This window comes from Algihabitans sp. (assembly GCF_965226985.1).
GTDB lineage: Bacteria > Pseudomonadota > Alphaproteobacteria > Kiloniellales > DSM-21159 > Algihabitans.
Genome location: NZ_OZ245712.1, coordinates 1,136,008 through 1,160,304, shown reverse-complemented (window position 1 = coordinate 1,160,304; position 24,297 = coordinate 1,136,008). Strand labels below are relative to the sequence as shown.

Below are 24,297 nucleotides of genomic sequence, written 5' to 3'. Positions count from 1 at the left end.
ATCTGCTGTGGAGGATGAGGCTATCGGGCGCATCGGTGGGGTCGAGCGCGCGGCCGGCGGACCGTCGGGACCCGGGGCCGCACCGATGCCGTAACGACCGGTGATCGGCGCAGTGATCGGCGCAGTGATCGAGGGGCGCCAGCTGCCTGCAAGGGGCGCGGTCTTGCCAAATCTCGAAACGCTGTCCTAGCCGCACGGCCTTCTGGCGCGGGCCGCACGGCCTTCTGGCGCGGACGGAGAAGGACAAGGAAATGGGGAACGTTGTGGAAGTGCAAGACGGGATGGAGCTGGAAGAGGACAGGCGGGCGCGCAAGCAGCAGGCCGCGAGCTACCGAGACACGAGCCACCGAGGCAGCGGACGGCGCACGGGACTGCTGGGCGGCAGCGCCCTGGTCAGAACGGCGGCCGGAACGGCTTTGGTGCTGATCCTGGCGGCCGGTGTGACGGTCGGGGCAGCGGTCGAACCGGCCAACGCCGCGACCTTCAACGTGGCCAACGAAGCGGACCTGCGAAACGCCATCTTCACGGCCAACAGCAACGGCGACCCAACCAACACCATCAACATCACCGGCAACATCGCCCTGACCCAGTCGCTGCCGATGATCACCCGCGGCCTCACCGTCAACGGCGGCGGCAACACCATCGACGCCCAGAACAACGGTCGCGTTTTCTTCATCCAGGCCGGTACGGCCAGCATCTCCAACGTCACCATCGACAACGCCCACGCCCAAGGCGGTGCCGGCGGCCACGGCGGCGGCGGCGGCGGCGGCGGCGGCGGGCTCGGCGCGGGCGCGGCGGTCTTCGTGAACGCCGGGGCCGACGTCACCGTGTCGAACATCACCCTGGGGACCGCCGCGGCCAGCGGCGGCAGCGGCGGCGGCGGCGGCAACAACGGTAGCAGCGGCGGCGGCGGCGGCGGCCTCGCCGGCGCTGGCGGCGACAGCGGCTTCTCCGGCGGCGGCGGCGGCGGCTATGAGGGTGCGGGTGGAGATGGAGACGGCACCGGCGGCGGCGGCGGCGGGGGTGAATTCGGTGCCGGCGGCAGAACCTTCGTGATCCGAGGCCCCGGTCCCAGTGTCAACGTTGGCGGCGGCGGCGGCGGCGGCGGCGGGGCGACGGACGGCGGAGCAGACACCACGAGCACGGCCGGCGGTGCCGCCGGCGGTGCCCAAGGCGGCGGTGGCGGCGGCGACGGATTCCCAGGCAGCGATGCCGCAGCGGATCTCGGCGGCGGCGGCGGCGGCGGCAGGGCGATGGACGGCGGCATCGGCGGCATCGGCGGCGGCGGTGGAGGCAGCGGCTTCATTGGCCTCCTCGGCGGTGACGGCGGTGATTTCGGCGGCGGCGGCGGCGGTGAGATCGGCGGCGCGGGCGGTTTCGGCGGCGGCGGCGGCGCGGGGCGATCCACTTTAAGCTTAAGCTACGGCGGCGCCGGCGGCGCCGGCGGGTTCGGTGCCGGCGGCGGCGGTGGCACCGACGGCGGTGCCGGCGGCTCCTTCGCCGGCCAGGGCGGCAACAGCGGTGCGACCGCCGACGGCGCCGACGGCGGCGGCGGCGCGGCCTTGGGCGGCGCCATCTTCGTGCGCGACGGCGGCCAACTGACCGTCGTCGACGGCGACTTCGTCGGAACCTACGGCGTCACCGGCGGCGGCACCGGCGGCACCGGCGGCGCCACCGCCGGACAGGCCCAGGGCCGTAAGATCTTCCTGCACGACACGGCCTCGACCGACCTGCGCATCACCAGCGGCAGCCGCAGCCTCAGCGGCGCCGATGCCCTGGCCGGCGACGGGACCCTAATCAAGTCCGGCGACGGCACCCTGGCCATCGACAGCGCCAACGCGAACTTCCTGGGCAACGTCACCCTCAACGGCGGCACGCTGTCGCTGGGCGACAGCGACGCCCTGGGCAGTGCCGCCATCACCACCAACAACGGCTCCACGGTGGCCTACGACGACGGCATCGCGCTGACCAACAACATCACCGTCGACTCCGACGGCGCCCAACTGCAGGTCGCCAACGGCACGGCGACGCAGGCCGGCAATATCACCGAGACCGGCGGCGCCAACCCCCTGGAAAAGACCGGCGCCGGAACCCTGATCCTGACCGGCAACGCCAGCCATACCGGCGGCACCACCGTCTCGGCCGGCACCATGCAGGTCGGCGACGGCGGCACGAGCGGCAGCCTGAACGGCGACGTTACCAACAACGGCACCCTCGCCTTCAACCGCTCCGATGCCATCGCCTTCGGCGGCACCATTTCCGGAACCGGCAGCCTGATACAAGCCGGTGACGGCCCCCTGGTCCTGACCGGCAACGCCGACCATAGCGGCGGCACCACCGTCTCGGCCGGCAGCCTGCAGGTCGGCGACGGCGGCACGAGCGGCAGCCTGAACGGCGACGTCACCAACAACGCCACCCTCGCCTTCAACCGCTCCGACGCCGTCACCTTCGGCGGCGCCATCTCCGGCACCGGCGGCCTCACACAGGCCGGCACCGGCAGCCTGATCCTGACCGGGCCCAACAGCTTTTCCGGCGGGGTCATCCTGCAGCAGGGGACGCTGCTGCTAGGCAGCGACGGCGCGGCCGGCAGCGGGACCATCACCACCAACGGCTCCACCCTTGGCTATGCCGACGGCGTCAACACCGCCAACGCCATCGCCGTCGCCTCCAACTCCACCCAGCTCCAGGTCGCCAGCGGCACCGCCACACAGACCGGCAATATCACCGAGACCGGTGGATCCCGCCCGCTGGAAAAGACCGGCGCCGGACTCTTGATCCTGACCGGCAACGCTAGCCACACCGGAGGCACCACCGTCTCCGCCGGCACCCTGCGGCTCGGCGCCAGCGAGCGGCTGGCCGACGGCGGCGCGGTGACGGTCGCCAACGACGCCACCTTCGACGTGGCCGGTTTCACCGAGACCATCGGCAGCCTCCATGGCGACGGCACCCTGAGCCTGGACGGAGGCAGCCTTGCCTTCGCCGGCGCGGGCAGCGGCGGCTTCTCCGGTGCCGTCTCCGGCACCGGTAACATGACCCTGGGCGGCAGCGGCACCCAGGTCTTCGACGGCACCGTCGCCGCGAGCATCACCACCGCAATCACCGGCGGCACCGTCATCGTCAACGGCACGCTCGGCGACGTAACTGTCGGGACCGGCGGCACCCTGGGCGGGACCGGGATCCTGGGCGCGCTCACCGCCAACGGCCGGGTCGCGCCCGGCAACTCCATCGGCACCTTGAACAGCGGGTCGGTCACCTTCGACCCCGGCTCGGTCCTGGCGGTGGAAATCGCGCCGGACGGCCGCGCCGACCTGCTGAACGTCACCGGCACCGCCACCGTGAACGGCGGCAACGTCGAGGTGACGCCCCAGGCCGGCGGCTACAGCCACGGACAGGAGTTCCTGATCCTCCAGACCACCGGCGGCGTAGGCGGGACTTTCGACTCCGTCAACTACGCGCCAGGTCAGGTCCTCGCTCTGCTCGACCCTTCCCTGCAGCATGAGGCCAACGACGTCTTCCTCTTGCTTAGCCGCAACAGCCAAGACTTCGAGGGGACGACCAGCGCCCCCGACCTGAAGTCCACCGGCAGCGCCCTCGACGACCTGGAGGAGAACCCGACCCCCAGCAGCGGCCCACTCATCCAAGAGCTGCTCGGCCTGACCGACGCAGAGTTGAACGGAGCTGTGCGCCAGCTCTCCGGCAGCGGCCTGACCGGCGGCGCGCAGCTCGCGCAGCTCGCCGGACAGACCTTCCTGGCCATCATCCCCACCGGCAGCGGCGGCAACCTGTCAGACGGTGTCGCCGGCCTCACCCAGTTCGCCCGAGCCGAGACCGGCGCCGGCACGGCGCTGAACGAACTCGGGCTGGCCGCCGCCGGCGGGCCGGAAAAACTAGAGCAGAGCGGCCCGCGCTTCTGGTTCGAGGCCCTCGGCGGCTTCGGCAGCCGCGACGGCGAGGACGCGGCAGCCGACCAGAACAGATACTACGCCGGTGCTGCCGGTGGCGTCGTCCTGCCGCTGAACGAGGAGGTCTCGCTCAGCCTTGGCCTTGGCGGATTCGGCGGGCAGGTCTCCACCGACGACGGGCTGGCCGAGACCGACAGCACCTCCCTGCTCGCCGCCGCCAAGCTGACCTGGAGCCCCGGCCCCTGGCAGCTCTCCGGCAGCCTGGGCTTCGCCGGCCACCGCTTCAAGAGCGAGCGCGAGGTGCACTTCGCCGGCTTCGACCAGACCGCCGAGGGCAAGCGCGACGGCTATGAGGTGCTCGGCGATCTCGCCGTCGGCTACGACTGGCAGCTCTCCGGCGTCACCCTCACCCCTACCGCCGGCCTCGGCGCCTCCTGGCTCTACCAGGAGTCCTGGAGCGAGAGCGGCGCCGGCGGCGCCAACCTGGAGATCGACAGCAGCGACACGCTGAGCCTCCAGCCGCGCCTCGGGGTCGGGGTCGCCAGCGACGTCGACCTGGGGCAAGGCCTCACCCTCACCCCGCGCGCCCAGGCGCTCTGGATCGGACGCCTCGGCGACGAGACCACCGACACCACCGCGCGCTTCGCCGGCAGCGACGCCTCCTGGCGCGTGCCCGGCCTGGAGGAACCCGACCACTCAGCAGCCCTCAGCCTCGGCGCCGACCTGACCTCCAAAGACCGCTGGGCGCTGTCGGCCGGCTACGCCGGACGCTTCGGAGAGGGCGCCAGAGACCACGGCTTCCTGCTCGGCGGATGGCTGAAGTTCTGAGGCCGCGGTTGCCAGCGTTGCGGGCTTCGACAAGCTCAGCCTGAAGGATGAGGGCTCAGCCTGAAGGACGGTTGGAGGTGCCGAAAGGGTCGAGGCTCCCGTCTCGGCTTGAGACGAGATAGGCTCTCTCCCAGTTACAAACTCTCCGTTACAAACCCCTTCATGCTGAGCCTGTCGAAGCATGTCTCTCGGGCAAGCCGCCGGCCGGCTTCCGACAAGCTCAGCCTGAAGGATGAGGGCTCAGCCTGAAGGATGGGGCTCAGCATGGAGGGACTTGGAAAGTGGCGGCGCGGAATAGGCCGGCACCGTCAGAGCGGCCGTATGGACAGGTTAGCACGGGTCGACCACCGGCGCTGCGCGGCGGCCCTTCGATATCGGATCAGCAAATCCCTTTGCCGACAGGGGATAAGTCCTTGAAGTTTTTGCAGATCAAATCCGACTGATTCGGTCGGATTTCCGCTTGAATTCTTCGGCGAAGATGGTACTTCATGGAAACTTGAACGATCCGGTCTGGATTGCAACGCGGAATTCCGCGACCCGGCCCGGTGATCGTGCCAAGCGGTCGTGACACTTCAAGCTCGTGCCGAAGGACGCTGGTCCCAGATGTTTCGCCTCAATCGCCTGACCGACTACGCCGTGGTGGTGCTCGCGCAGATGGCCCAGCGCCCCGAGCGGTTGGTCAACGCCGCGCAGATGTCCCAGGATACCGGCCTGCCCCAGCCGACGGCGGCCAAGGTGCTGAACCTGCTGGCCAAGGGCGGGCTGATCGCCTCTCAGCGGGGCGCGGCCGGCGGCTACAGCCTCGCGAGACCGGCCGAGCAGATCGACGTGGCGGCGATCATCCAGACCATGGACGGGCCGATTGCCTTGACCGCCTGCGTCGAGGCCGCGACCGATACCTGCAGCGTCGAATCCCTCTGTCCGATGCGCGGCAATTGGGAGCGGGTGAACACTGCTATCCGGACGGCGCTGGCCGGCGTGACCCTGGCGGATATGGCCCTGCCCTTCGCGGGACTGCCGCAGGGTGTGCCGGCCCAGGGTGTGCCGGACCCTGCCGCGGCGGACCACGCGAGACAGGCGCGGGCGTAAGAAAACCGAAGGGCCCGAGAGGATACGGGCCCGACGAAACGAAGGGCGGCCTCGCGCCGCCGAAACAATCGAGTTCGACAAGAAGCGAGAGAGATCAGACATCATGGCGGCAAGCGTCGAAACGGTCGAACAGGTCAAGTCGCTGGGCGAGCGCTACAAGTACGGCTGGTCCACCGAGCTGGAGATGGAGACCGCGCCCAAGGGCCTGAGCGAGGACATCATCCGCTTCATCTCGGCCAAGAAGGACGAGCCGGAGTGGATGCTGGAGTGGCGTCTGAAGGCCTATGCGCACTGGCAGACCATGCCGGAGCCGAAGTGGGCGAAGGTCGAGCATCCGCCGATCGACTATCAGGATGTCTATTACTACGCCGCGCCCAAGCTGGCCGATAAGCCGCAGTCGCTCGATGAGGTCGACCCCAAGCTGCTGGAGACCTACGAGAAGCTGGGCATTCCCTTGCGGGAGCAGGAGATGCTGGCCGGTGTCGCGGTCGACGCCGTGTTCGACAGCGTCTCCGTCGCCACGACCTTCAAGAAAAAGCTGAGCGAAGTCGGCGTCATCTTCTGCTCGATCTCCGAGGCGATCCAGGACCACCCGGAGCTGGTGCGCAAGTACCTGGGCTCGGTCGTGCCCTACGCCGACAACAAGCACGCCTGTCTCAATACCGCCGTTTTCACCGACGGCTCCTTCGTCTACATCCCGCCGGGCGTACGCTGCCCGATGGAGCTCTCCACCTACTTCCGCATCAACGCGGAAAACACCGGGCAGTTCGAGCGGACGCTGATCATTGCCGACAAGGGCTCCTACGTCAGCTACCTGGAGGGCTGTACGGCGCCGCAGCGCGACGAGAACCAGCTTCACGCCGCCGTGGTCGAGCTGATCGCCTTGGACGACGCCGAGATCAAGTACTCGACTGTCCAGAACTGGTACCCCGGCGACGAGGACGGTAAGGGCGGCATCTACAACTTCGTCACCAAGCGCGGCCTCTGTAAGGGCACCAACTCCAAGATCAGCTGGACCCAAGTCGAGACCGGTTCGGCGATCACCTGGAAGTACCCGAGCTGCGTGCTGCAGGGCGACAACTCGGTGGGCGAGTTCTACTCCATCGCCATCACCAACAACCTGCAGCAGGCCGATACCGGCACCAAGATGATCCACCTGGGCAAGAACACCTCCTCCCGGATCATCTCCAAGGGCATCTCCGCCGGGCGCTCCGCCCAGACCTATCGCGGTCTGGTGCGCATGGGCGGCAAGGCCGAGCGGGCGCGCAACTACACCCAGTGCGACTCTCTGCTGATCGGCGAGGCCTGCGCCGCGCACACCGTGCCCTACATCGAGAGCAAGAACCGCAGCGCCCAGATCGAGCACGAGGCGACCACCTCGCGCATCAGCGAAGACCAGCTCTTCTACTGCCGCCAGCGCGGCATCGGCCAGGAGGAGGCCGTCGCCCTGGTGGTCAACGGCTTCTGCCGCGAAGTTCTGCAGCAGCTCCCCATGGAATTCGCCGTCGAGGCTCAAAAGCTAGTCGGCATCAGTCTGGAAGGCTCTGTCGGTTAAGCCCCCGCCCCTTCGAACATTTGCAAGAAACGAGACCCATGCTCGAGATCAAAAATCTGCACGCCACCGTCGACGGCGCCGAAATCCTGAAGGGCATCGACCTGACCATCCAGGCCGGCGAGGTTCATGCCATCATGGGCCCGAACGGCTCCGGCAAATCGACCCTCTCCTACCTGCTGTCCGGGCGTGAGGGCTACGAGGCCACCGAAGGTTCCGTCGCCTTCAAGGGCCACGACCTGCTGACGTTGGAGCCGGAGCAGCGTGCTGCCGAGGGCCTGTTCCTGGCCTTCCAATATCCGGTCGAGATCCCCGGCGTGCCTAACACCACCTTCCTTAAGGAGGCGGTCAACGCGGTGCGCAAGCATCGCGGTGAGCCTGAGCTCGACGCCATGGAGTTCGTCAAACAGCTGCGCGCCAAGACCAAGGAACTGGGGATCAACCAGGACTTCCTGAAGCGCGCGGTCAACGCCGGTTTCTCCGGTGGCGAGAAGAAGCGCAACGAGATGCTGCAGATGGCGATGCTGGAGCCGAGTCTCTGCCTGCTGGATGAGACCGACAGCGGACTGGACATCGACGCGCTGAAGGCGGTGGCGGAGGGCGTCAACGCCATGCGCGGGCCGGATCGCGCCATGCTGGTCATCACCCACTATCAGCGCCTGCTGACCTACATCGTGCCGGACAAGGTGCACGTGCTCTCGAAGGGCCGGATCATCCGCTCCGGCGGGCCGGAGCTGGCGCAGGAGCTGGAGGAGAAAGGCTACGCTGAGTCGGTCGAGGCCGCTTAGACGACACACCAATGAAAAGCGGGGGCGAACGACAAGCCCCCGGCATCAGGAAGAGAGACAACGGTACCGCGTTCATGGCTCAAGAGATCCTCTCCACCGACCCCTACCTGGCCCGCTTCAACGCGGCCAAGGCGGCCCTGCCAGGCGCAGCCCAGTCTTGGCTGTCCGAGCTGCGCGAGCAGGCGGCCGCGCGATTCCGCGATCTGGGCTTCCCCACCCAGCGTCGCGAAAGCTGGAAGTACACGCCGCTGAAGGCGCTGAAGGACATCAGCTTCAAGCCGGCCGGCGAGACCGGGCAGACGGCCAGCCTGGACCGTGTGCCTTCTCTGCTGAACGAGACTGGGCTTAACGAGACTGGGCTGAACGAGGCCGGTTCGCCGCTCCGCGCGACTCTGGTTGGCGGCAGCTTCCGGGCCGATCTCTCGGCGCTCGACGGGCTGCCGGCCGGTGCGACGGTGGAGCCGCTGAGCGCCCTTCTGGAACGCGAGCCGGCTGCTTTGGAGCCCTGGCTGGGACAGATCGCGACCGACGGCGACCAGCCGTTGCTGGCACTCAACACCGCTCTGTTCGACGACGGTCTGGTCATCCGTCTCGGCAAGAACGTGGTTCTGGACAGCCCGCTGGAGCTGACCTTTCTCGGGCCGCTGAGCGAGGAGCCGACCCAGCTTCATCCCCGTCTGCTGATCCTGCTGGACCAGGGCGCCCAGGCAACCTTGCTGGAGCATCATTTCGGCTATGGCGAGACGCCGGTGTTCCATAACGGAGTGAGCGAGATCGCCCTCGGCGAGAACGCGCGTCTCACGCACCTCAAGCTGCAGTCGTCCCCCTCGGGCACCTTCCACTTCGCCACCACCCATGTCCGGCAGGAGCGGGACAGCCGCTACGAAAGCTTCGCGCTGAATCATGGGGCTGCTCTTTCGCGTCTGGAGACGCGCGTCAGGCTGGTCGGCACGGGCGCCGACTGTCACCTGAACGGGGCCTACCTCCTGCGTGACCGCCAGCATGGCGACATCACCACGGTGATCGACCACCAGGTTCCGCATTGCACGAGCAAGGAAGTGATCAAAGGCGCGCTGGACGACCGTGCGCGCGGCGTGTTCCAGGGCCTGATCCGGGTCGCGCCCGACGCCCAGAAGACCGACGGGCGGATGCTCAACAAGACCCTGCTCCTGTCGGAAAAGGCCGAGATCGACACCAAGCCGGAACTGGAGATCTTCGCTGACGACGTCCAGTGCGCCCATGGCGCGACGACCGGCGAGATCGACCACGACGCCATCTTCTATCTGCGCAGCCGAGGCCTGCCCGAGGCGCGCGCCCGCAGCCTGATGGTCGAATCCTTCCTGACCGAGACGGTCGAGGAGTTGAGCGACGAGTCCCTGCGCCCACTGGTGCTGGAGCGGATCCGCGACTGGCTGGGCACGAGGCAAGCTCCAGTGGCGCAGCGGGAAGGGGAGCCATCGGCATGAGCGAAGCTCTCAAGATCGATCCGGCGACGGCCGATCCGACCGGGACGATCCGGCCGATGCCGGCGGCCAATTCGGACTCCGCCTTCGACATCGAGCGGATCCGCGCGGACTTCCCGATCCTGACCCGTGAGGTCTACGGCAAGCCCCTCGTCTACCTGGACAACGGCGCCTCGTCTCAGAAGCCGCGGCAGGTCCTGGAGGCGATGGACGAGATCTACCGCAACCACTACTCCAACGTTCATCGCGGCGTGCACAAGCTGAGCCAGGAGGCGACGGACGCCTTCGAGGCGGCACGCGAGAAGGTCGCCGGCTTCCTGGGCGCACCCTCCTCGGAAGAGATCGTCTTCACCCGCGGCGCCACCGAGGCGATCAATCTGGTCGCCAACTCCTGGGCCCAGCAGAACCTGACGGCCGGCGACGAGATCCTGCTCACGGTACTGGAGCACCATGCGAACATCGTGCCCTGGCAACTGCTGCGCGACCGCATCGGCATCGAAATCAAGGTCGTTCCGCTGGAGGCCGACGGCAGCCTCGACATGGCCGCCTTCGATAGACTACTGACTCCGCGAACCAAACTGGTCTCCATCGCGCACATCTCGAACGTTCTCGGCACGCTGCTGCCCGTCAGCGAGATCGTCGAGAAGGCTCATGCGGTCGGCGCCAAAGTGCTGCTCGACGGCTGTCAGGCCGTCCCGCACATGCCGGTCGAGGTCGGCAAGCTGGGCTGCGACTTCTACGTCTTTTCCGCCCATAAGCTCTATGGCCCGACCGGTATCGGCGTACTCTGGGCACCTTACGAGACCCTGCTGGACATGGCGCCCTATCAAGGCGGCGGCGAGATGATCGCGCGCGTCACCTTCGAAGAGACGACCTACAAGGAACCGCCGCACCGCTTCGAGGCGGGCACGCCGGCGATCGCCGAAGCCGTCGGACTGGGCGCCGCCATCGACTATCTGGAGGCGATCGGCCTGGACGCCATCGCGGCGCACGAGGAGAGCCTGCTGCGCTACGCGACGGAGCGGCTGACCGCGATCGGGGGCGTGACGCTCTACGGTACGGCCAAGGAGAAATCGGCCATCCTGTCCTTCAACGTGTCGGACGCCCATGCCCACGACGTCGGCACCATCCTGGACAGGTCCGGTGTGGCGGTCCGCGCCGGTCATCACTGCGCGCAGCCGCTGATGGACTATCTGAACGTGCCGGCTACGGCCCGCGCCTCCTTCGGGCTCTACAACACGCGCGAAGAGGTGGACGCCCTGGCCACGGCGATCGAGAAGGTGAAGGACTTCTTTTAGGAAGACCGGGTTCAAAGACGTACGGGGACGAAGACGATGACCCAAGAGATCGAAACCAAGGACAAAGCGGGGCGTCCGGAACCGCTCGAGCCGCTCGCGCAGCCCCACTACAATCCCTACCTCTGGCCCGGCGCCATGGAGGACGACTCCGCCGCCGAGGAAGGGGCGACGACGACCGCAGGCGAACCGAAGCCGGACGGCGAACCGGTGGCAGAGCGGGAAGCCGTGGAGGACGCCCTGCGCACGGTCTACGATCCGGAAATCCCCGTGAACATCTTCGATCTCGGTCTGATCTACGAGAACAAGATCGACCCCGCCAATGGCGACGTTGCCATCGTGATGACCCTGACCGCCCCCTCCTGCCCCGTGGCCGGCATTCTGCCCGGGCAGGTGGCCGAGAAGGTCGCTGCCGTTCCGGGAACCGGCGAAGTCGCGGTCACCATCACCTGGGACCCCCCGTGGGATCAGACCAAGATGAGCGAAGATGCGAAACTCGCGCTCGGTATGTTTTGACGCCAGCGCCTTGCCTGTTCTTGGAACTGCGACGCTCAGGTCTTTTGCCGCGCCGCTTAATGGTTACATAGTGTTGTGAAGAGTGAAGTTCGCTCCGAGGAGTCGATAAACATGGGTCCGATGCTGACGCTGACCGACCGCGCCGCAGAGCGGGTCAAGCGCTTGATTTCCAACAGTCCGGACGACGGTGTGCTGGGCCTGCGCGTGGGTGTGAAAACGCGCGGCTGCTCCGGCATGAGCTACTTCGTGGAGTATGCGAAGGAGCAGAAGCGCTTCGAGGACGTGATCGAGGACAAGGGCGTGAAGATCTTCATCGATCCCACCGCCACGATGTTCATCATCGGCAGCGAAATGGACTACCAGGAAGACAAGCTGCAGTCCGGTTTCGTCTTCAGCAATCCGAACGAAAAGAGCCGCTGCGGCTGCGGCGAAAGCTTCTCGGTCTGATCTGAAAGCCGTCAGGTCCCAGGTGAAGTTTGGGGTCAGGTCTGGAGATCAGCCGACAGACTGACCAGAATGCGGGCGGGAAACCCCGAAGCCTCAAGAGCCGACTTAATCTCCTCGACATGCTCGGCGTCTCGCGACTCAAGCGTAACGTCGATATCTGCCCGCTTCGCCGGAACGTCGGCGAAAAGCCGCTGGTGATCGACCTCGATGATGTTCGCGCCGGTCCCGCCGATCACCTGTGACAATCGTGCCAGCTGACCCGGCTGATCGACGATGGTGATGCGCAGCCGCACCAGCCGGCCGTCGCGCACCAGGCCGCGGATCAGCACCCCCGACAGCAGACGCATGTCGATGTTGCCGCCGCAGATCACGACCCCGACCTTCTTCCCGGCATAGCGTTCCGGTTCGGCGATCACTGCTGCCAGTCCGGCGGCGCCCGCGCCCTCGGCGACCATCTTCTGTTCCTCGGCCAAATGATGGACCGCTGTTTCCAGTGCGGTTTCATCGACCAGCCTGATGTCGTCGACCAGAGCGCGCACCAGCTCGCGCGTCAGGACACCTGGCGTCTTGACGGCAATGCCGTCGGCGAGCGTCGTGCCGCCCGCCTCGATGGGCTCGCCGCGCAAGACCTGGAACATGGAGGGGAAAAGCGCGGCCTCGACCCCGACGACTTCGAGCGTGGGCTGCAGCGCCTTGACGGCCGCCGCGATTCCGGAGATCAGGCCCCCGCCGCCGATCGGCACGATCAAACTGTCCAGGTGCGCGGCATCCTCCAGGATCTCCAGGCCGATGGTCCCCTGCCCTGCAACGATCGCCGGGTCGTCGTAGGGATGGACGAAGACCAGCCCCTCCTCCTCGCCGATCTCCCGCGCCTTCTTGGCAGAGACGTCGAGGGTATCGCCGATGAGCACCACGCGCGCGCCATAGGCGCGGCTCCGCTGGACCTTGGTGAAGGGCGCAAACTCCGGCATGACGATGGTGGCGGGGATGCCGAGGCGCTGGGCGTGATAGGCGACGCCCTGGGCATGATTACCCGCCGACATGGCGATCACGCCTTTCTCGGCCTGCTCCGGCGTCAGGCTCATGAGCTTGTTGCAGGCGCCGCGGTCCTTGAAGGAGCCAGTGACCTGGAAGTTCTCGCACTTCAGGAACAGCTCGCAGCCGAGTTGCCGCGACAGGCGGAAGGCCGGAACCAGAGGCGTGCGGACGACATGACCATGCAGCGCCGCGGCCGCCGCACGGATCGTCTCAAGGGTAACGTCGCCGGGCAACCCGTCCATAAACCGCCTTTCCGCTCCAAGCTTGCTTCTTATCGCAGCTTAGCGCGGACGAAGCACCAACCGCCCGCCTTCGGCTTGTTCGTCAGCGACCAAAGTCGCATAGCCGCCGTCGCGCCACCGGGGCGCGAAGTCCAGAAAATGCGGCGAGAAGGGATTGCCGGACTGACCGGCGGTGATCACGAAGCGCGAGGCGTCGAGATCCGCCAGATCGTAGACCGCCCGCAGACCGGCCCCATGAACCATGCGCAGCGGCGTCGCTTCCTCCCAGGCCGGCGTCGCGCGTTTGACGGTGTAGTTGCCGCCGGCGACTGGGAAGCGCGCTTGATAGGCCCCGCCCAACAGAGGAACGCGCCCAAGCAGCATGTGCTGGAGCCGCGCCACATGCCAGTCGCCCCAGGCCAACTCCGCCATGGGCGCGTCCGCGCCGATTCCCTCAAGCCACTCCAGCGCCTCGGTCAAGGCTTCCGCGCGCGCCCACTGGCAATCTTCGACCTCGGGCGTGGCGGTATGATCGCACCACCGTGGGGCGTTCGTGAGCACATGGGAGACTCCAGTCGCGTTCCAGTAGGCGTAGCCCCAATAGGCGTCGCCAAGCTCATCGGCGAAGATCTTCTGGTTCAGCGCCCGAAGCCAGGCATAGAGCAGCAGCGGCTGGGGTCGGTCCGGTGCCATGTGGAAATCCCAGTCTGCCAGCAGCGCAACCGCCTGACCGGCCGGCGTCTCGTCGGCCGGCAGCCCCTCTATCAGAAGCGGCACGAGCTCCCGCGCCATCAGCGAGTGCGCATCCCGTTGCAGGTCCCAGCTGGCCTGGGGCGTGTGGCGAGGCTCGCTCTCCAGCACCTCGGCGATGCGGCGTGCACGATAGGTCGGCTGAAATCGCGTGGCCAGAAGGTGGGGATAGTCAGGTCCGGCAACGCGGTTGTTGGCATTGATCAGCAGCCCCTCGGTCGGATCCACCGCGTGCGGCAGGGACTCGAAGGGGATCATCCCGGACCAGAGGCGCTCGCGCTCGGCCCCCTCAACCGGCAGGCTGCCGTCAAAGCCTTCGCGAACCGGGACCAGAGCGGGAGCGTAAAACCCCGTCGTCCCCTCGCCGTTGGCCCAGAAGACGTTCTGCTGCGGACCGGTCCAAAGCCGCATGGCCTCGGTGAAGTCCTCCCAGCTCCGGGCGAAGTTCAGGCGATAGAGCGCCTCAGGCGAGCTGTCCGGTGCCGCGAGGTAGGACCAGGCCAGCGCCAGAACGCGACCGTCCTCGGCCGCATCGGAAGCCTGCTCGTTGACGTCGGAGATCACCGGCCCGTGCCGGGTCGCCCGAAAGGTCTCGGTCACGTCGTCGCCGAAGCGGACCCGAAAGGTCTCCTCGCGGGTCTCGAAGGGGACTGGGCCTTCAGGGGTCAGGTAGCGGGTCGGATCGCCTGGATCCAGCGTCTCGATCACCAGGTCCTGCGTATCGCTGTGCGTGGTCGTGAAACCCCAGGCCGCCTGACCGTTGTGCCCCAGTACCATGAGCGGAATCCCGGGCGAGGTGGCACCGGCCAAGACTCCCTCTGGCGTTTCCAGACGTGCCAGATACCAGGTTGCGGGCACCTGTAGACCCAGGTGCGGATCGTTCGCCAGCACCGGCTTTCCGCTGACGGTGCGGTTGCCGGCGACGGCCCAGACGTTGCTCGCGCCCAGCGTCGCTTCGCGCGGCAGAACCTCCAGGTAGCTCGAAAGGTCGCCGATATCGCCACCGGGAATCGTTGCCGCTTCAGTCATCTTGTTGGGAAAGAGATCGTCCAGGGCTTCCGGTCCGACGGCGGCGATGAGACGCGCATTGTCCAGTTCCTCGCGCCAGTTGCCGGACAGGCGCAGCGCCATCAGCTTGCCCCACAGCAGCGAGTGCCAAGGCTGCCAGCGCTCCGGCGAGCCGGCGATCAGGAATTCCGGCGGCCAGGGGCCCTCATGGGTTTCCAGGAAACTGTTGACGCCGTCGCTATAGGCTTCCAAAGCACTCCTCACCTCGGGACCGAGCTCGGCAGCATCGTCGCGAGCCCGGCCGGCGAGATCGAGTGCGCGCATCAGCCTATCGAAGTCCAAAGTCATGCTGCCGGCGACTTCCGACAGGCGGCCGGTCGCGATGCGGCGCAGCATCTCCATCTGTGCCAGACGGTCCTGAGCATGCAGGTATCCCAGCGCGAAGAAAGCGTCGTTCCAGCTCTCCGCTCTGATCGTAGGCACGCCGGCGGCATCGCGCAGGATCTCGACCGGCGCTTCCGGGCTGCCGACCACGATCTCGCCGTCGGTCTTCGGAAGCGAGCCCTGCAGCCAAATCCAGCCGCCGACGAGCCCCAAGACCAGCAGCAGGACTAGACCGGCCAGTCCTCGACCGACCCATTTCAAGACTTTGCGCATGCGCTTCGGTTCGTCTCCGCTCCTGATGGAACACAATCCCGCGAGTCAACCGCAATATGGCACCCTGGGACAGCTATAACAGTGCCGAGAGCGATCCAGATCACGCTCTTGTCCGCAACGGCAACGTCACGCTCTCCAGGAATGGTCGCCGGGTAAAACGATAGCGCGCCGGGCCGCCAGGTCGGCAAGAGAAGACGAGGCTTTCCTTCACGAAAGATTTGCCGCGACGGCATCGTCACGGCCTTGCTCCGGCCGGGCCGGCGACCCATGCTTGACCCTGACGCCGCGCCGGATTGCCGTGCCGGCCACCGAACAAGAGTAATCCTCATGACCGCGACCGCTTCCAAGACCGTGCCAGCCGCGCCCGTCTACGCGTCGGCCCTCGATCTCATCGGCAACACCCCGCTGGTGGAGGTCAAACGCCTGGATACCGGGCGCTGCCGCCTGTTCCTCAAACTGGAGAGCCAGAATCCGGGCGGCTCTATCAAGGACCGCATCGGACGCTCGATGATCGAGGCAGCGGAAGCCGACGGGCAGCTGAAACCCGGCGGGACCATCGTCGAAGCGACGGCTGGCAACACTGGCCTGGGTCTGGCCCTGGTGGCGGCGCAGAAAGGCTATCATCTGATCATCGTGGTGCCCGACAAGATGGCGCAGGAGAAGATTTTTCACCTCAAGGCGCTGGGCGCCGAGGTTCGGCTGACCCGCTCCGACGTCGGCAAGGGCCATCCCGAGTACTATCAGGACATGGCAGAACGGATCGCCGAGGAGGAAGACGCCTGGTTCGTGAACCAGTTCGGCAATCCAGCCAACCCCCTCGCGCACGAGACTACCACCGGGCCGGAGATTCTGGCGCAGATGGATGGCGACGTTGACGCGGTGGTCTGCGGCGTCGGTTCCGCCGGCACCATTACCGGTCTGTCCGACTACTTCGCCGAGAGCTCCCCCAAGACGGAGATGGTGTTGGCCGATCCCGAGGGGTCGATCCTGGCCGACTACATCGAGACCGGCAAAGTCCCGAACGAGGTGGGCAGTTGGATCGTGGAGGGGATCGGCGAGGACTTCATTCCCCCGATCGCCGATTTCAGCCGGGTCGCCAGGGCCTACTCGATCTCCGACAAGGATGCGCTGCTGGCGGCCCGCGCGCTGCTGCGCGCTGAGGGAATCCTCGCCGGCTCCTCCTCCGGCACGCTGCTGGCCGCGGCCCTGCGCTACTGCCGAGAGCAGACGTCGGAGAAGCGTGTCGTGGCCTTTGTCTGCGACAGCGGCAACAAGTACCTCTCCAAGATGTACAACGATTTCTGGATGCGCGATCAGGGTTTCATCGAGGAACCGGCGACCGGCGACCTGCGCGACCTGATCGCCCGGAAACACAGCGAGCACGCGGCCGTCACGGCCGCGCCGCAGGACACGCTCGCTCAAGCCCTAGGCCGCATGAAGCTCTACGACGTCTCTCAGCTGCCCGTGCTCGACGAGGCAGGTCATGCTTGCGGCATCGTGGACGAGAGCGACATTCTGCTGCGCGTCTTCGGCGATCGCAGCCGCTTCGCGGATCCGGTCAGCACGGCCATGACCGAGAAGCTGGATATGCTGCCGCCGAGCGCCACCATTGAGGATCTCCTGCCGATCTTCGACCAGGATCACGTCGCCATCGTCGCCGACCGGACGCGCTTCTACGGCGTGATCACCCGCATCGACCTGTTGAACCACTTGCGCCGGCAAATGCCGTAACGGACGGATCCCTTATGCCCGACACACACAAGCCCAACCGCTCCAGCTTCGCGACCCGTGCGATCCATGCCGGACAAGAGCCTGATCCGACGACCGGCGCAATCATGACGCCGATCTACGCCACCAGCACCTACGTTCAGGAGAGCCCCGGCGTCCACAAGGGCTACGAGTACTCGCGCAGCCAGAATCCGACGCGGCTGGCCTACGAGCGCTGCATCGCCGATCTGGAAAGCGGCGCGGCCGGCTTCGCCTTCGCCAGCGGTATGGCCGCGACGGCCACAGCGCTGGAGCTGCTGGACAGCGGCGACCACGTGATCGTCATGGACGACGTCTACGGCGGCACCTATCGCCTGTTCGAGAACGTGCGCCGGCGCTCGGCAGGCCTCGACTTCACCTTCCTGGACCTCTCCGACCTGGAGGCCTTTCAGGCTGCGATCAAGCCGAACACGCGGATGGTCTGGCTGGAGACGCCGACCAACCCGATGCTCAAGCTGGTCGATCTGGAGGCCATCGCCCGGATCGCGCGCGACCGCGGCCTGATCACGGTCGCGGACAACACCTTCGCCAGCCCCTGGGTCCAGCGTCCGCTGGAGTTCGGCATCGACCTGGTCATGCACTCGGCAACCAAGTATCTCGGCGGACACAGCGATCTGGTCGGCGGCGTGCTGGTGGCCCGAGATGCGCCGGACCTGATTGAACGCCTCGGCTACCTGCAGAACGCGGTCGGCGGCGTGCAGGGGCCTTTCGACTCCTTCCTGGCGTTGCGCGGCCTCAAGACCCTCCATCTCCGGCTGGAGCGGCACTGCACGAGCGCGCTGGCGGTGGCCGAGTATCTGGAGAAGCACCCGAAGGTCTCGCGGGTCGTCTATCCGGGGCTCCCCAGCCATCCGCAGCATGAACTCGCCAGGCGGCAGATGCAGGGACCGGGCAGACCGGTCGGCGGCGGCATGGTGACAGCCGTGCTGGACGGCGGGCTGGAGGCCTCGCGACGCTTTCTGGAGCGGGTTCAGGTCTTCGCGCTGGCCGAGTCCCTCGGCGGCGTGGAAAGCCTGATCGAACACCCTGCCATCATGACCCATGCCTCCATTCCGGCCGATAAGCGCGCCGCCTTGGGTATCGACGATGGTCTCGTCCGCCTGTCCGTCGGCGTGGAGGGCTGCGACGACCTGATCGCCGATCTGGGTCAGGCGCTCGCCTGAGAGGCGTCGGACGGTCGCCTCGGAAGAGCGTGCGACCCTCGATATTCAGGAAAATCAAAGGCTTTCTAACCCTCCTTTAACCTTGCTCCCGCAGTCTGTCGTGAGGTGCTCGAAAGGGCACACCTCCAATGACAGGCAAACGCGATGGCAGGCGGCGAGAATCACGCGCCGATCATTATCAAGAAGGTCAAGAAAGGCGGCGGGCACGGCCATCACGGCGGTGCCTGGAAGGTGGCCTATGCCGACTTCGTGACCGCCATGATGGCCTTCTTCCTGCTGCTTTGGCTGCTCGCCTCTACTTCGGAGGAGCAACGCGAGGGGATCGCCGACTATTTCACCCCCTCCGTCGTCACGGACTCCAACGCCAGCGGCGCCGGCGGCATTCTCGGCGGCCAGACCGTGACCACGGACGGTGTCGCTCGGGATACGCGAGCCCCCATGGGCTTCGTCTCGGGAACGGCGGAGGAGGAGTCTGACCGCGACGACGGCGACACCCCACCCAGCCCCTCCGAGATGTCCGACGACAGCGATTTCGACGACACCTTCGACGGAATGACTCCCGATCAAGTCGCCGCGGCCGAGGCCAAGGCGGAAGAAGAGCGCAAGGAATTCGACAAGATCGCGGCGCAACTTCGAAACACGCTCGCCAGCCTTCCGGAACTCAGCGACCTGAGCGAGAACCTCTTGGTCGACCAAACGCCTGAGGGCCTGAGGATTCAAATCGTCGACCGGCAGAACAGGTCGATGTTCGCTTCGGGCTCGGCCCTGCCGCTGGCCCATACGCGCACGCTTTTGAACCTTGTGGCGGACGCCGTGAAGTCGTTGCCGAACGACGTGGCGATCAAGGGACATACCGACGCCGCGCCCTTCCGTAGCAGCGACGGCGGCTATTCGAACTGGGAGCTTTCCAGCGACAGAGCGCACGCAAGCCGGCGCGCCCTGCTCGCGTCGGGGCTGCCGACCCAACGGGTCGCCTACGTTGTTGGCAAGGCAGATCGGGAACCGTTGAATTCCGAGGACCCCTTCGACGCGGCAAACCGCCGAATTTCGATCGTGCTGCTGCGCGACGGACTGACCGAGGCTCAGGCCGAGGGCGGCGCACCGATCAAGATCGAGCCTGCCTTCGAACCGCCGCCCCTGTTCGAGCGGAGCGAGAGGTCGGACCAGCCAACGGCTACCCAGGTCAGGGCGACAGCGGACGGGTCGGCGGGCACCGGGCCGGCCAACGGCGAGGTTTCCGTGACGCCGACAGCGCCTCGCGAGAGCAGCCCGGCCGAGACGACCGTCTCGACAAGCGTCGTATCCGACGGGTCGGCGCCGGCAGACCCCTTCGCCAACGTTCTGACCTTCGGAAACTAGAGCATAATCGCACTCTAAGCTTCTGATCGAATGACGATTTTCGCTTGAGGCGCCTCCTTACTCTGGAGACCGGTAAGCGGCGAGTTGCTTGCGGTGCGCGACAGCCAAGCCCACATCCTGCTTTGCAGGCTTCGCGGTGTGGAACCGAAACCCGGCTTCCATATTAGTGAAGAGACGCGCTTCAATTTATTGAATTCACAAGGAACTCAATGTAAGCGCGGTTGCTGCACAGCAGATCGGAGCCGCCGTCCCGTGACAAGCAACCTTCCAGTCCGCCGCCCCTTTCTGATGCGTCTCGGAGAGGACGGCAGCAAGGCCTTCGAGGAGTCCGCGCTCTTCGAGGAGATCCTGACGCGCCGGACCACCGCCTTCATCATCGATGCCGTCGTTCTGGCGATTCTCGCCGTCGTCCTGTGGTTCTCTCTCGGCCTGCTTGGAATACTTTCGTTCGGTCTGCTGCTGCCGCTTCAGGCGGCTGCCCTGACGCTGCTGCCGATCGCCTATCATACCCTGTTCATCGGCGAACGCGGCGCCACACCAGGGATGCGCCTGATGGATATCGAGGCACGCAGCCTAGACGGCCGACGGCCGGACTACCTTCAGGCTTTCGTCAGGTTGGCCACCTATTCCGTCTCCGTGGGTATCACCGGCCTGCTCGTTCTGGCGGTCGTCTTCTTCAACGACAAACGCCGGGCGCTTCATGACTTTCTGTCGGGAACGGTCGTGGTCCGCAGCCACGCCGCCCGGCAAAGCGACGACCTACCGGACTGACGCCGCACGCGCCGAGTAAAGTCCGATCCGGCCCAATCTCGCCGTCACTGGAAGCACGACAACCCACCCCCAGCGAAGAGCGCCTAAACCTCATGATGAGAGCAGGATTCACGCCTGAGGTGGGATCGCCAGAGCGATCCCACCTCAGGCGATCCTGCTCTAGAAACAACTTGCCATAATGCACGCGGGAATGAAGGCTGCGGGATCGTTGTTCCCTTGAACACAGACAGGATCGCCTGTTGGCACAGACCGATAGCACCCTTCTCTCCGCTTACGACCCCGACGGATATTACTGCGAGCTCCACGGCCTACCGAACCAGCCTCTGATCGAGACGGAACAGACGCGCCGGCACCTCGACCGGATCACGCTCGAACAGCTACGCACACGCTCGGCCGATGCCGAACGGGAGCTCTACAACTTCGGCATTACCTTCACCGTCTACACCCAGAAGGATGCCGTCGACCGGATCCTGCCCTTCGACGTGATCCCCCGCGTGATCTCGGCTGCGGACTGGAAAATCATGGAAACCGGGGTGAAGCAGCGGGTCGCGGCGATCAACGCCTTCTTGCTGGACATCTACGGCGCGGGCAAGGTGATCAAGGACGGCGTCATCCCGGGCGAGCTGATCTACAGCAATCCCAACTACCGTCCGGAGATGGAGGGCTTCGCGCCGCCGCTTGGCACCTATGCGCACATCGACGGGACCGACATCGTACGCGATCACCTGGGAACCTTCCGGGTGCTGGAAGACAACGCACGTACGCCCTCCGGCGTCTCCTACGTCGTCGAGAACCGCCATCTCATGCAGCGGGCCTTTCCCGACCTGATGGCGGGCGTCGGCATTCGCCCCGTGTCTAACTACGGCGACAAGCTGCATGAGGCGCTCGCCGCGCTCGCGCCCAAGGAAGTCCTGGATCCGCAGGTCGCCCTGCTCTCGCCGGGCGTCTTCAACTCCGCCTACTTCGAGCACATCTTCCTGGCGCGCGAAATGGGCGTTCCCCTCGTCGAGGGACGCGACCTGGTGGTCGAGGCGGACGACCGGGTCTTCATGAAGACGGTCGCCGGCTACAAACCAGTGCACGTGATCTATCGCCGGATCAACGACGATTTCCTGGATCCTCTGGCCTTCAACCCGGACTCCATGCTCGGCGTTCCCGGCCTTTTCGCGGCCTACCGCAAGGGTACGGTCGCGCTGGCCAACGCAGTGGGAACCGGCGTCGCCGACGACAAGGCCGTCTATGCCTACATGCCGCGCCTGATCAAATATTACCTCGACGAAGATCCGATCCTGGCGAACGTGGACACCCACATCTGCCGCGAACCGGAGGGCCTTAGCTACACACTCGACCATTTGGAGGAGCTGGTGGTGAAACCGGTCGGAGAAGCGGGAGGTTACGGCATTACGGTCGGGCCGCGCGCCTCGCAGGAGGAGATCGAAAGCTGCCGGGCCGCGCTGCAGGCCGATCCGGCCAACTATATCAGTCAGCCGATGGTCCGCCTGTCGGTCTGTCCGACCTTAACCGACGAAGGTGTCGCGCCGCGCCACGTCGATCTGCGCCCCTTCGCCATCACCGGCCAGTCGACCTGGGTGCTGCCCGGCGGCCTGACCCGCGTGGCGTTGCGCAAGGGCTCGATCATCGTCAACTCGTCCCAGGGCGGCGGCAGCAAAGACACCTGGGTGCTGGAGTAAGCGGCGGGCCATGACAACCTCTTCTTTGCTCTCCCGTTACGCCGAAGCCATCTTCTGGATGGCCCGCTACGTCGAGCGCGCAGAGAACCTCGCCCGTATCCTGGATGTGCACGAGAGCTTCAGCCGCGACATGCGCGGCGGCCAGAACTGGGGCGCCATCGTTCAACTCTACGCCGACGAGGAGGCCTTCTCGGCGCGGCACGACGAGGCCAGCACCGAGGCCGTGCTGGAGTTCTACATTCTGGACGAGACGCACCCGGGATCCATCGTGCAGCTGGTCAAGGCGGCGCGTGAGAATGCCCGCAGCCTACGCCCACTGATCTCGACCGAGATGTGGATCAACCTCAACACCTTCTACAATCGCGTGCGTGCCCTGAGGCCCGAGGACGTCGCGGAAGAACGCATTGCGCGCCTCTGCGGCGCCATCAAGGAAAGCTGCCAAAGCCATACCGGCATCACGGAGGGCACCTTCTATCGCGACGAGGGTTGGTACTTCTATCAGCTCGGCCGTCTGCTCGAGCGGGCGGACCAGACCACCCGCCTGGTCGACGTGAAGTACCATCTGCTCATGCCCAGTCCCGAGGACCTGGGAAGCAACCTGGACATCCGCCAGTGGAACGCTCTGCTAAGGTCTGCGGCCGGCTACCACGCCTTTCGCCGCGTTCATCCCTCCGGTATGAGCCCCGCCAAGGCCTCAAGCTTCCTGCTGCTCAACCCTCTCTTTCCACGCTCTGTCGCGTCCTGCATCGACTCGATGGACAGCATCCTGAACGACTTGCGCGCGCTCTACCGCCTGCGTGGGGGCGCGGGCGCTCTCGAGGTTCTGGACGAACTGCGCGCGGTCTACCACGACCGCTCGATCGAGAGTATTCTGCAGCGCGGTCTGCACGAGCACCTGGACTGGACTCAGCTGCGCCTTATCGACGTCGGCGCTGCTGTGGGGCATGATTTCTTCGGTTACGAAACGGCCCTGACCGAGGGCCAAACCCAGGCTCAGGCCTAGGTCCTTCGGCAGGATCGCCGGTGAAGGCTCACGAGGCCGGCGCGGTCCCGCTGGCAGCGGGTAGAGGGAAGCCTATCTAGACGTCATGCCGAACGAGGCCTTCGATAGCGCTCTTGGCCTGCTCGACGCTTCCGCGTTCGAGCCGTCGCGACGTCAGGAGATCGCGCGGCCGACCTTGTCCGAGCCTTGCAACGCCCTCTTCGTTCTGCGCGAAACCCCCTGTCCCTACCTGGAGGGCCGCTTCGAGCGAAAGCTCGTCGCCGAGTTGCCGCCGGGCGACACAACCCTCTATACAGAGTTGAGCCGAGCCGGTTTCCGGCGCTCTCATCGCTTCGCCTACCGGCCGGCCTGCAGCGGCTGCGAAGCCTGCGTTCCGGTACGCATCCCCGTTGCGGACTTCCGACCGAGCCGCTCTCAGAAGAGGATCGCCAAGCGGAACGCCGATCTGGCCGTTCGCAGCCGCCCGGCCAAGGCAGACGGCGAGCAGTACGAGCTGTTTCTCGCCTATCTTCACGCCCGTCATAGCGGCGGCGAGATGTCCAGCATGGCCTACGCCGACTACCGGGCCATGATCGAGGACACCGTTCTGCAGAGCCAGATGATCGAACTGCGCGACGGCGAGGACCGTCTGCGGGCGGCCTGTCTGGTCGACTGGCTGGAAGACGGTCCGTCGGCCGTCTACAGCTTCTTCGACCCCTCCGAACCCGACCGTTCACTGGGTACCGAGATCATTCTGCGCCTGATCCAGGAAACCCGGGAGCGCCGGCTGCCGGCCGTCTATCTGGGGTACTGGATCGCGAACTCGCCGAAGATGGCCTACAAGGCCAAGTTTCGGCCCCTCGAAGCGCTTGGGCCGACGGGCTGGCGGCTGCTGCCGGAGAGCGGGTCGCAGGAGGACTGAGCGGACCTCCCGGGCGGCGGCAGCGACGGCCCCAATCGGTTGCGACTTCGCTCGGCAGCCCGTAAGGTCCCAGCCACTGAGGCTTCCG

17 protein-coding genes are annotated in these 24,297 nt (G+C 66.3%); 15 read left to right on the top strand and 2 right to left on the bottom strand.

The window, feature by feature from the left end; genetic code table 11:
- Positions 1–251: 251 nt before the first annotated feature.
- From ACO054_RS05210 to ACO054_RS05175, 8 genes are all read left to right on the top strand, one after another.
- Positions 252–4,730 (top strand): autotransporter domain-containing protein, encoded by a 4,479-nt coding sequence (locus ACO054_RS05210; RefSeq protein WP_421709383.1) that lies wholly within the window; start codon positions 252–254, stop codon positions 4,728–4,730.
- A 603-nt stretch (positions 4,731–5,333) separates the two neighbouring features.
- Positions 5,334–5,819, top strand: coding sequence for an SUF system Fe-S cluster assembly regulator (locus tag ACO054_RS05205; RefSeq protein ID WP_421709382.1), 486 nt, complete (start codon positions 5,334–5,336; stop codon positions 5,817–5,819).
- Positions 5,820–5,922: 103 nt separating this feature from the next.
- Positions 5,923–7,374 (top strand): Fe-S cluster assembly protein SufB, encoded by a 1,452-nt coding sequence (gene sufB, locus ACO054_RS05200; RefSeq protein WP_421709381.1) that lies wholly within the window; start codon positions 5,923–5,925, stop codon positions 7,372–7,374.
- 38 nt (positions 7,375–7,412) lie between these two features.
- Positions 7,413–8,159, top strand: a complete 747-nt coding sequence (sufC, locus tag ACO054_RS05195) for a Fe-S cluster assembly ATPase SufC (protein WP_421709380.1) — start codon at positions 7,413–7,415, stop codon at positions 8,157–8,159.
- Between the two features lie 74 nt (positions 8,160–8,233).
- Entirely contained in the window at positions 8,234–9,625 is a 1,392-nt protein-coding gene (sufD, locus tag ACO054_RS05190) for a Fe-S cluster assembly protein SufD (protein WP_421709379.1), read from the top strand.
- Positions 9,622–10,920 (top strand): cysteine desulfurase, encoded by a 1,299-nt coding sequence (locus ACO054_RS05185; protein ID WP_421709378.1) that lies wholly within the window; start codon positions 9,622–9,624, stop codon positions 10,918–10,920. The genes sufD and ACO054_RS05185 overlap by 4 nt, the downstream gene beginning before the upstream one ends.
- 36 nt (positions 10,921–10,956) lie before the next feature.
- On the top strand, positions 10,957–11,433 hold the full coding sequence (locus ACO054_RS05180) for a DUF59 domain-containing protein (protein ID WP_421709377.1): 477 nt from the start codon (positions 10,957–10,959) through the stop codon (positions 11,431–11,433).
- Between the two features lie 111 nt (positions 11,434–11,544).
- Complete coding sequence (locus tag ACO054_RS05175) at positions 11,545–11,880, top strand: HesB/IscA family protein (RefSeq protein WP_421709376.1); 336 nt, start codon at positions 11,545–11,547, stop codon at positions 11,878–11,880.
- A 35-nt stretch (positions 11,881–11,915) separates the two neighbouring features.
- Here ACO054_RS05175 and ACO054_RS05170 read toward each other — a convergent pair whose 3' ends face one another.
- Both ACO054_RS05170 and ACO054_RS05165 read right to left on the bottom strand, forming a co-directional pair.
- Entirely contained in the window at positions 11,916–13,160 is a 1,245-nt protein-coding gene (locus ACO054_RS05170; protein WP_421709375.1) for a threonine ammonia-lyase, read from the bottom strand.
- Positions 13,161–13,199: 39 nt separating this feature from the next.
- Positions 13,200–15,554 carry a penicillin acylase family protein gene (locus tag ACO054_RS05165; RefSeq protein WP_421709374.1) on the bottom strand — a complete coding sequence of 785 codons (2,355 nt, stop codon included), beginning with the start codon at positions 15,552–15,554 and terminating at the stop codon, positions 13,200–13,202.
- 327 nt (positions 15,555–15,881) lie between these two features.
- Here ACO054_RS05165 and ACO054_RS05160 point away from each other — a divergent pair, with 327 nt between their 5' ends.
- The 7 genes from ACO054_RS05160 to ACO054_RS05130 all read left to right on the top strand — a co-directional run bounded on the left by ACO054_RS05160 (position 15,882) and on the right by ACO054_RS05130 (position 24,209).
- A complete protein-coding gene (locus ACO054_RS05160; RefSeq protein ID WP_421709373.1) occupies positions 15,882–17,285 on the top strand; it encodes a pyridoxal-phosphate dependent enzyme in 1,404 nt (467 codons plus the stop codon).
- A 14-nt stretch (positions 17,286–17,299) separates the two neighbouring features.
- A complete protein-coding gene (locus ACO054_RS05155; protein WP_421709372.1) occupies positions 17,300–18,484 on the top strand; it encodes a trans-sulfuration enzyme family protein in 1,185 nt (394 codons plus the stop codon).
- 144 nt (positions 18,485–18,628) lie between these two features.
- Positions 18,629–19,843, top strand: a complete 1,215-nt coding sequence (gene motB / locus ACO054_RS05150) for a flagellar motor protein MotB (protein ID WP_421709371.1) — start codon at positions 18,629–18,631, stop codon at positions 19,841–19,843.
- 252 nt (positions 19,844–20,095) lie between these two features.
- On the top strand, positions 20,096–20,614 hold the full coding sequence (locus ACO054_RS05145) for an RDD family protein (RefSeq protein WP_421709370.1): 519 nt from the start codon (positions 20,096–20,098) through the stop codon (positions 20,612–20,614).
- A 239-nt stretch (positions 20,615–20,853) separates the two neighbouring features.
- Complete coding sequence (locus ACO054_RS05140) at positions 20,854–22,305, top strand: circularly permuted type 2 ATP-grasp protein (RefSeq protein ID WP_421709369.1); 1,452 nt, start codon at positions 20,854–20,856, stop codon at positions 22,303–22,305.
- 10 nt (positions 22,306–22,315) lie between these two features.
- A complete protein-coding gene (locus ACO054_RS05135; protein ID WP_421709368.1) occupies positions 22,316–23,308 on the top strand; it encodes an alpha-E domain-containing protein in 993 nt (330 codons plus the stop codon).
- 85 nt (positions 23,309–23,393) lie between these two features.
- Positions 23,394–24,209 (top strand): arginyltransferase, encoded by an 816-nt coding sequence (locus tag ACO054_RS05130; RefSeq protein ID WP_421709367.1) that lies wholly within the window; start codon positions 23,394–23,396, stop codon positions 24,207–24,209.
- Positions 24,210–24,297 lie beyond the last annotated feature (88 nt).

Coding starts and splice junctions, on each gene's coding strand:
- motB (WP_421709371.1), top strand. CDS start 18,629: ATGGCAGGCGGCGAGAATCACGCGCCGATCATTATCAAGAAGGTCAAG.
- ACO054_RS05135 (WP_421709368.1), top strand. CDS start 22,316: ATGACAACCTCTTCTTTGCTCTCCCGTTACGCCGAAGCCATCTTCTGG.
- ACO054_RS05160 (WP_421709373.1), top strand. CDS start 15,882: ATGACCGCGACCGCTTCCAAGACCGTGCCAGCCGCGCCCGTCTACGCG.
- ACO054_RS05175 (WP_421709376.1), top strand. CDS start 11,545: ATGGGTCCGATGCTGACGCTGACCGACCGCGCCGCAGAGCGGGTCAAG.
- ACO054_RS05170 (WP_421709375.1), bottom strand. CDS start 13,160: ATGGACGGGTTGCCCGGCGACGTTACCCTTGAGACGATCCGTGCGGCG.
- ACO054_RS05155 (WP_421709372.1), top strand. CDS start 17,300: ATGCCCGACACACACAAGCCCAACCGCTCCAGCTTCGCGACCCGTGCG.
- ACO054_RS05180 (WP_421709377.1), top strand. CDS start 10,957: ATGACCCAAGAGATCGAAACCAAGGACAAAGCGGGGCGTCCGGAACCG.
- ACO054_RS05130 (WP_421709367.1), top strand. CDS start 23,394: ATGCCGAACGAGGCCTTCGATAGCGCTCTTGGCCTGCTCGACGCTTCC.
- ACO054_RS05185 (WP_421709378.1), top strand. CDS start 9,622: ATGAGCGAAGCTCTCAAGATCGATCCGGCGACGGCCGATCCGACCGGG.
- ACO054_RS05210 (WP_421709383.1), top strand. CDS start 252: ATGGGGAACGTTGTGGAAGTGCAAGACGGGATGGAGCTGGAAGAGGAC.
- ACO054_RS05165 (WP_421709374.1), bottom strand. CDS start 15,554: ATGCGCAAAGTCTTGAAATGGGTCGGTCGAGGACTGGCCGGTCTAGTC.
- ACO054_RS05205 (WP_421709382.1), top strand. CDS start 5,334: ATGTTTCGCCTCAATCGCCTGACCGACTACGCCGTGGTGGTGCTCGCG.
- sufC (WP_421709380.1), top strand. CDS start 7,413: ATGCTCGAGATCAAAAATCTGCACGCCACCGTCGACGGCGCCGAAATC.
- sufD (WP_421709379.1), top strand. CDS start 8,234: ATGGCTCAAGAGATCCTCTCCACCGACCCCTACCTGGCCCGCTTCAAC.
- sufB (WP_421709381.1), top strand. CDS start 5,923: ATGGCGGCAAGCGTCGAAACGGTCGAACAGGTCAAGTCGCTGGGCGAG.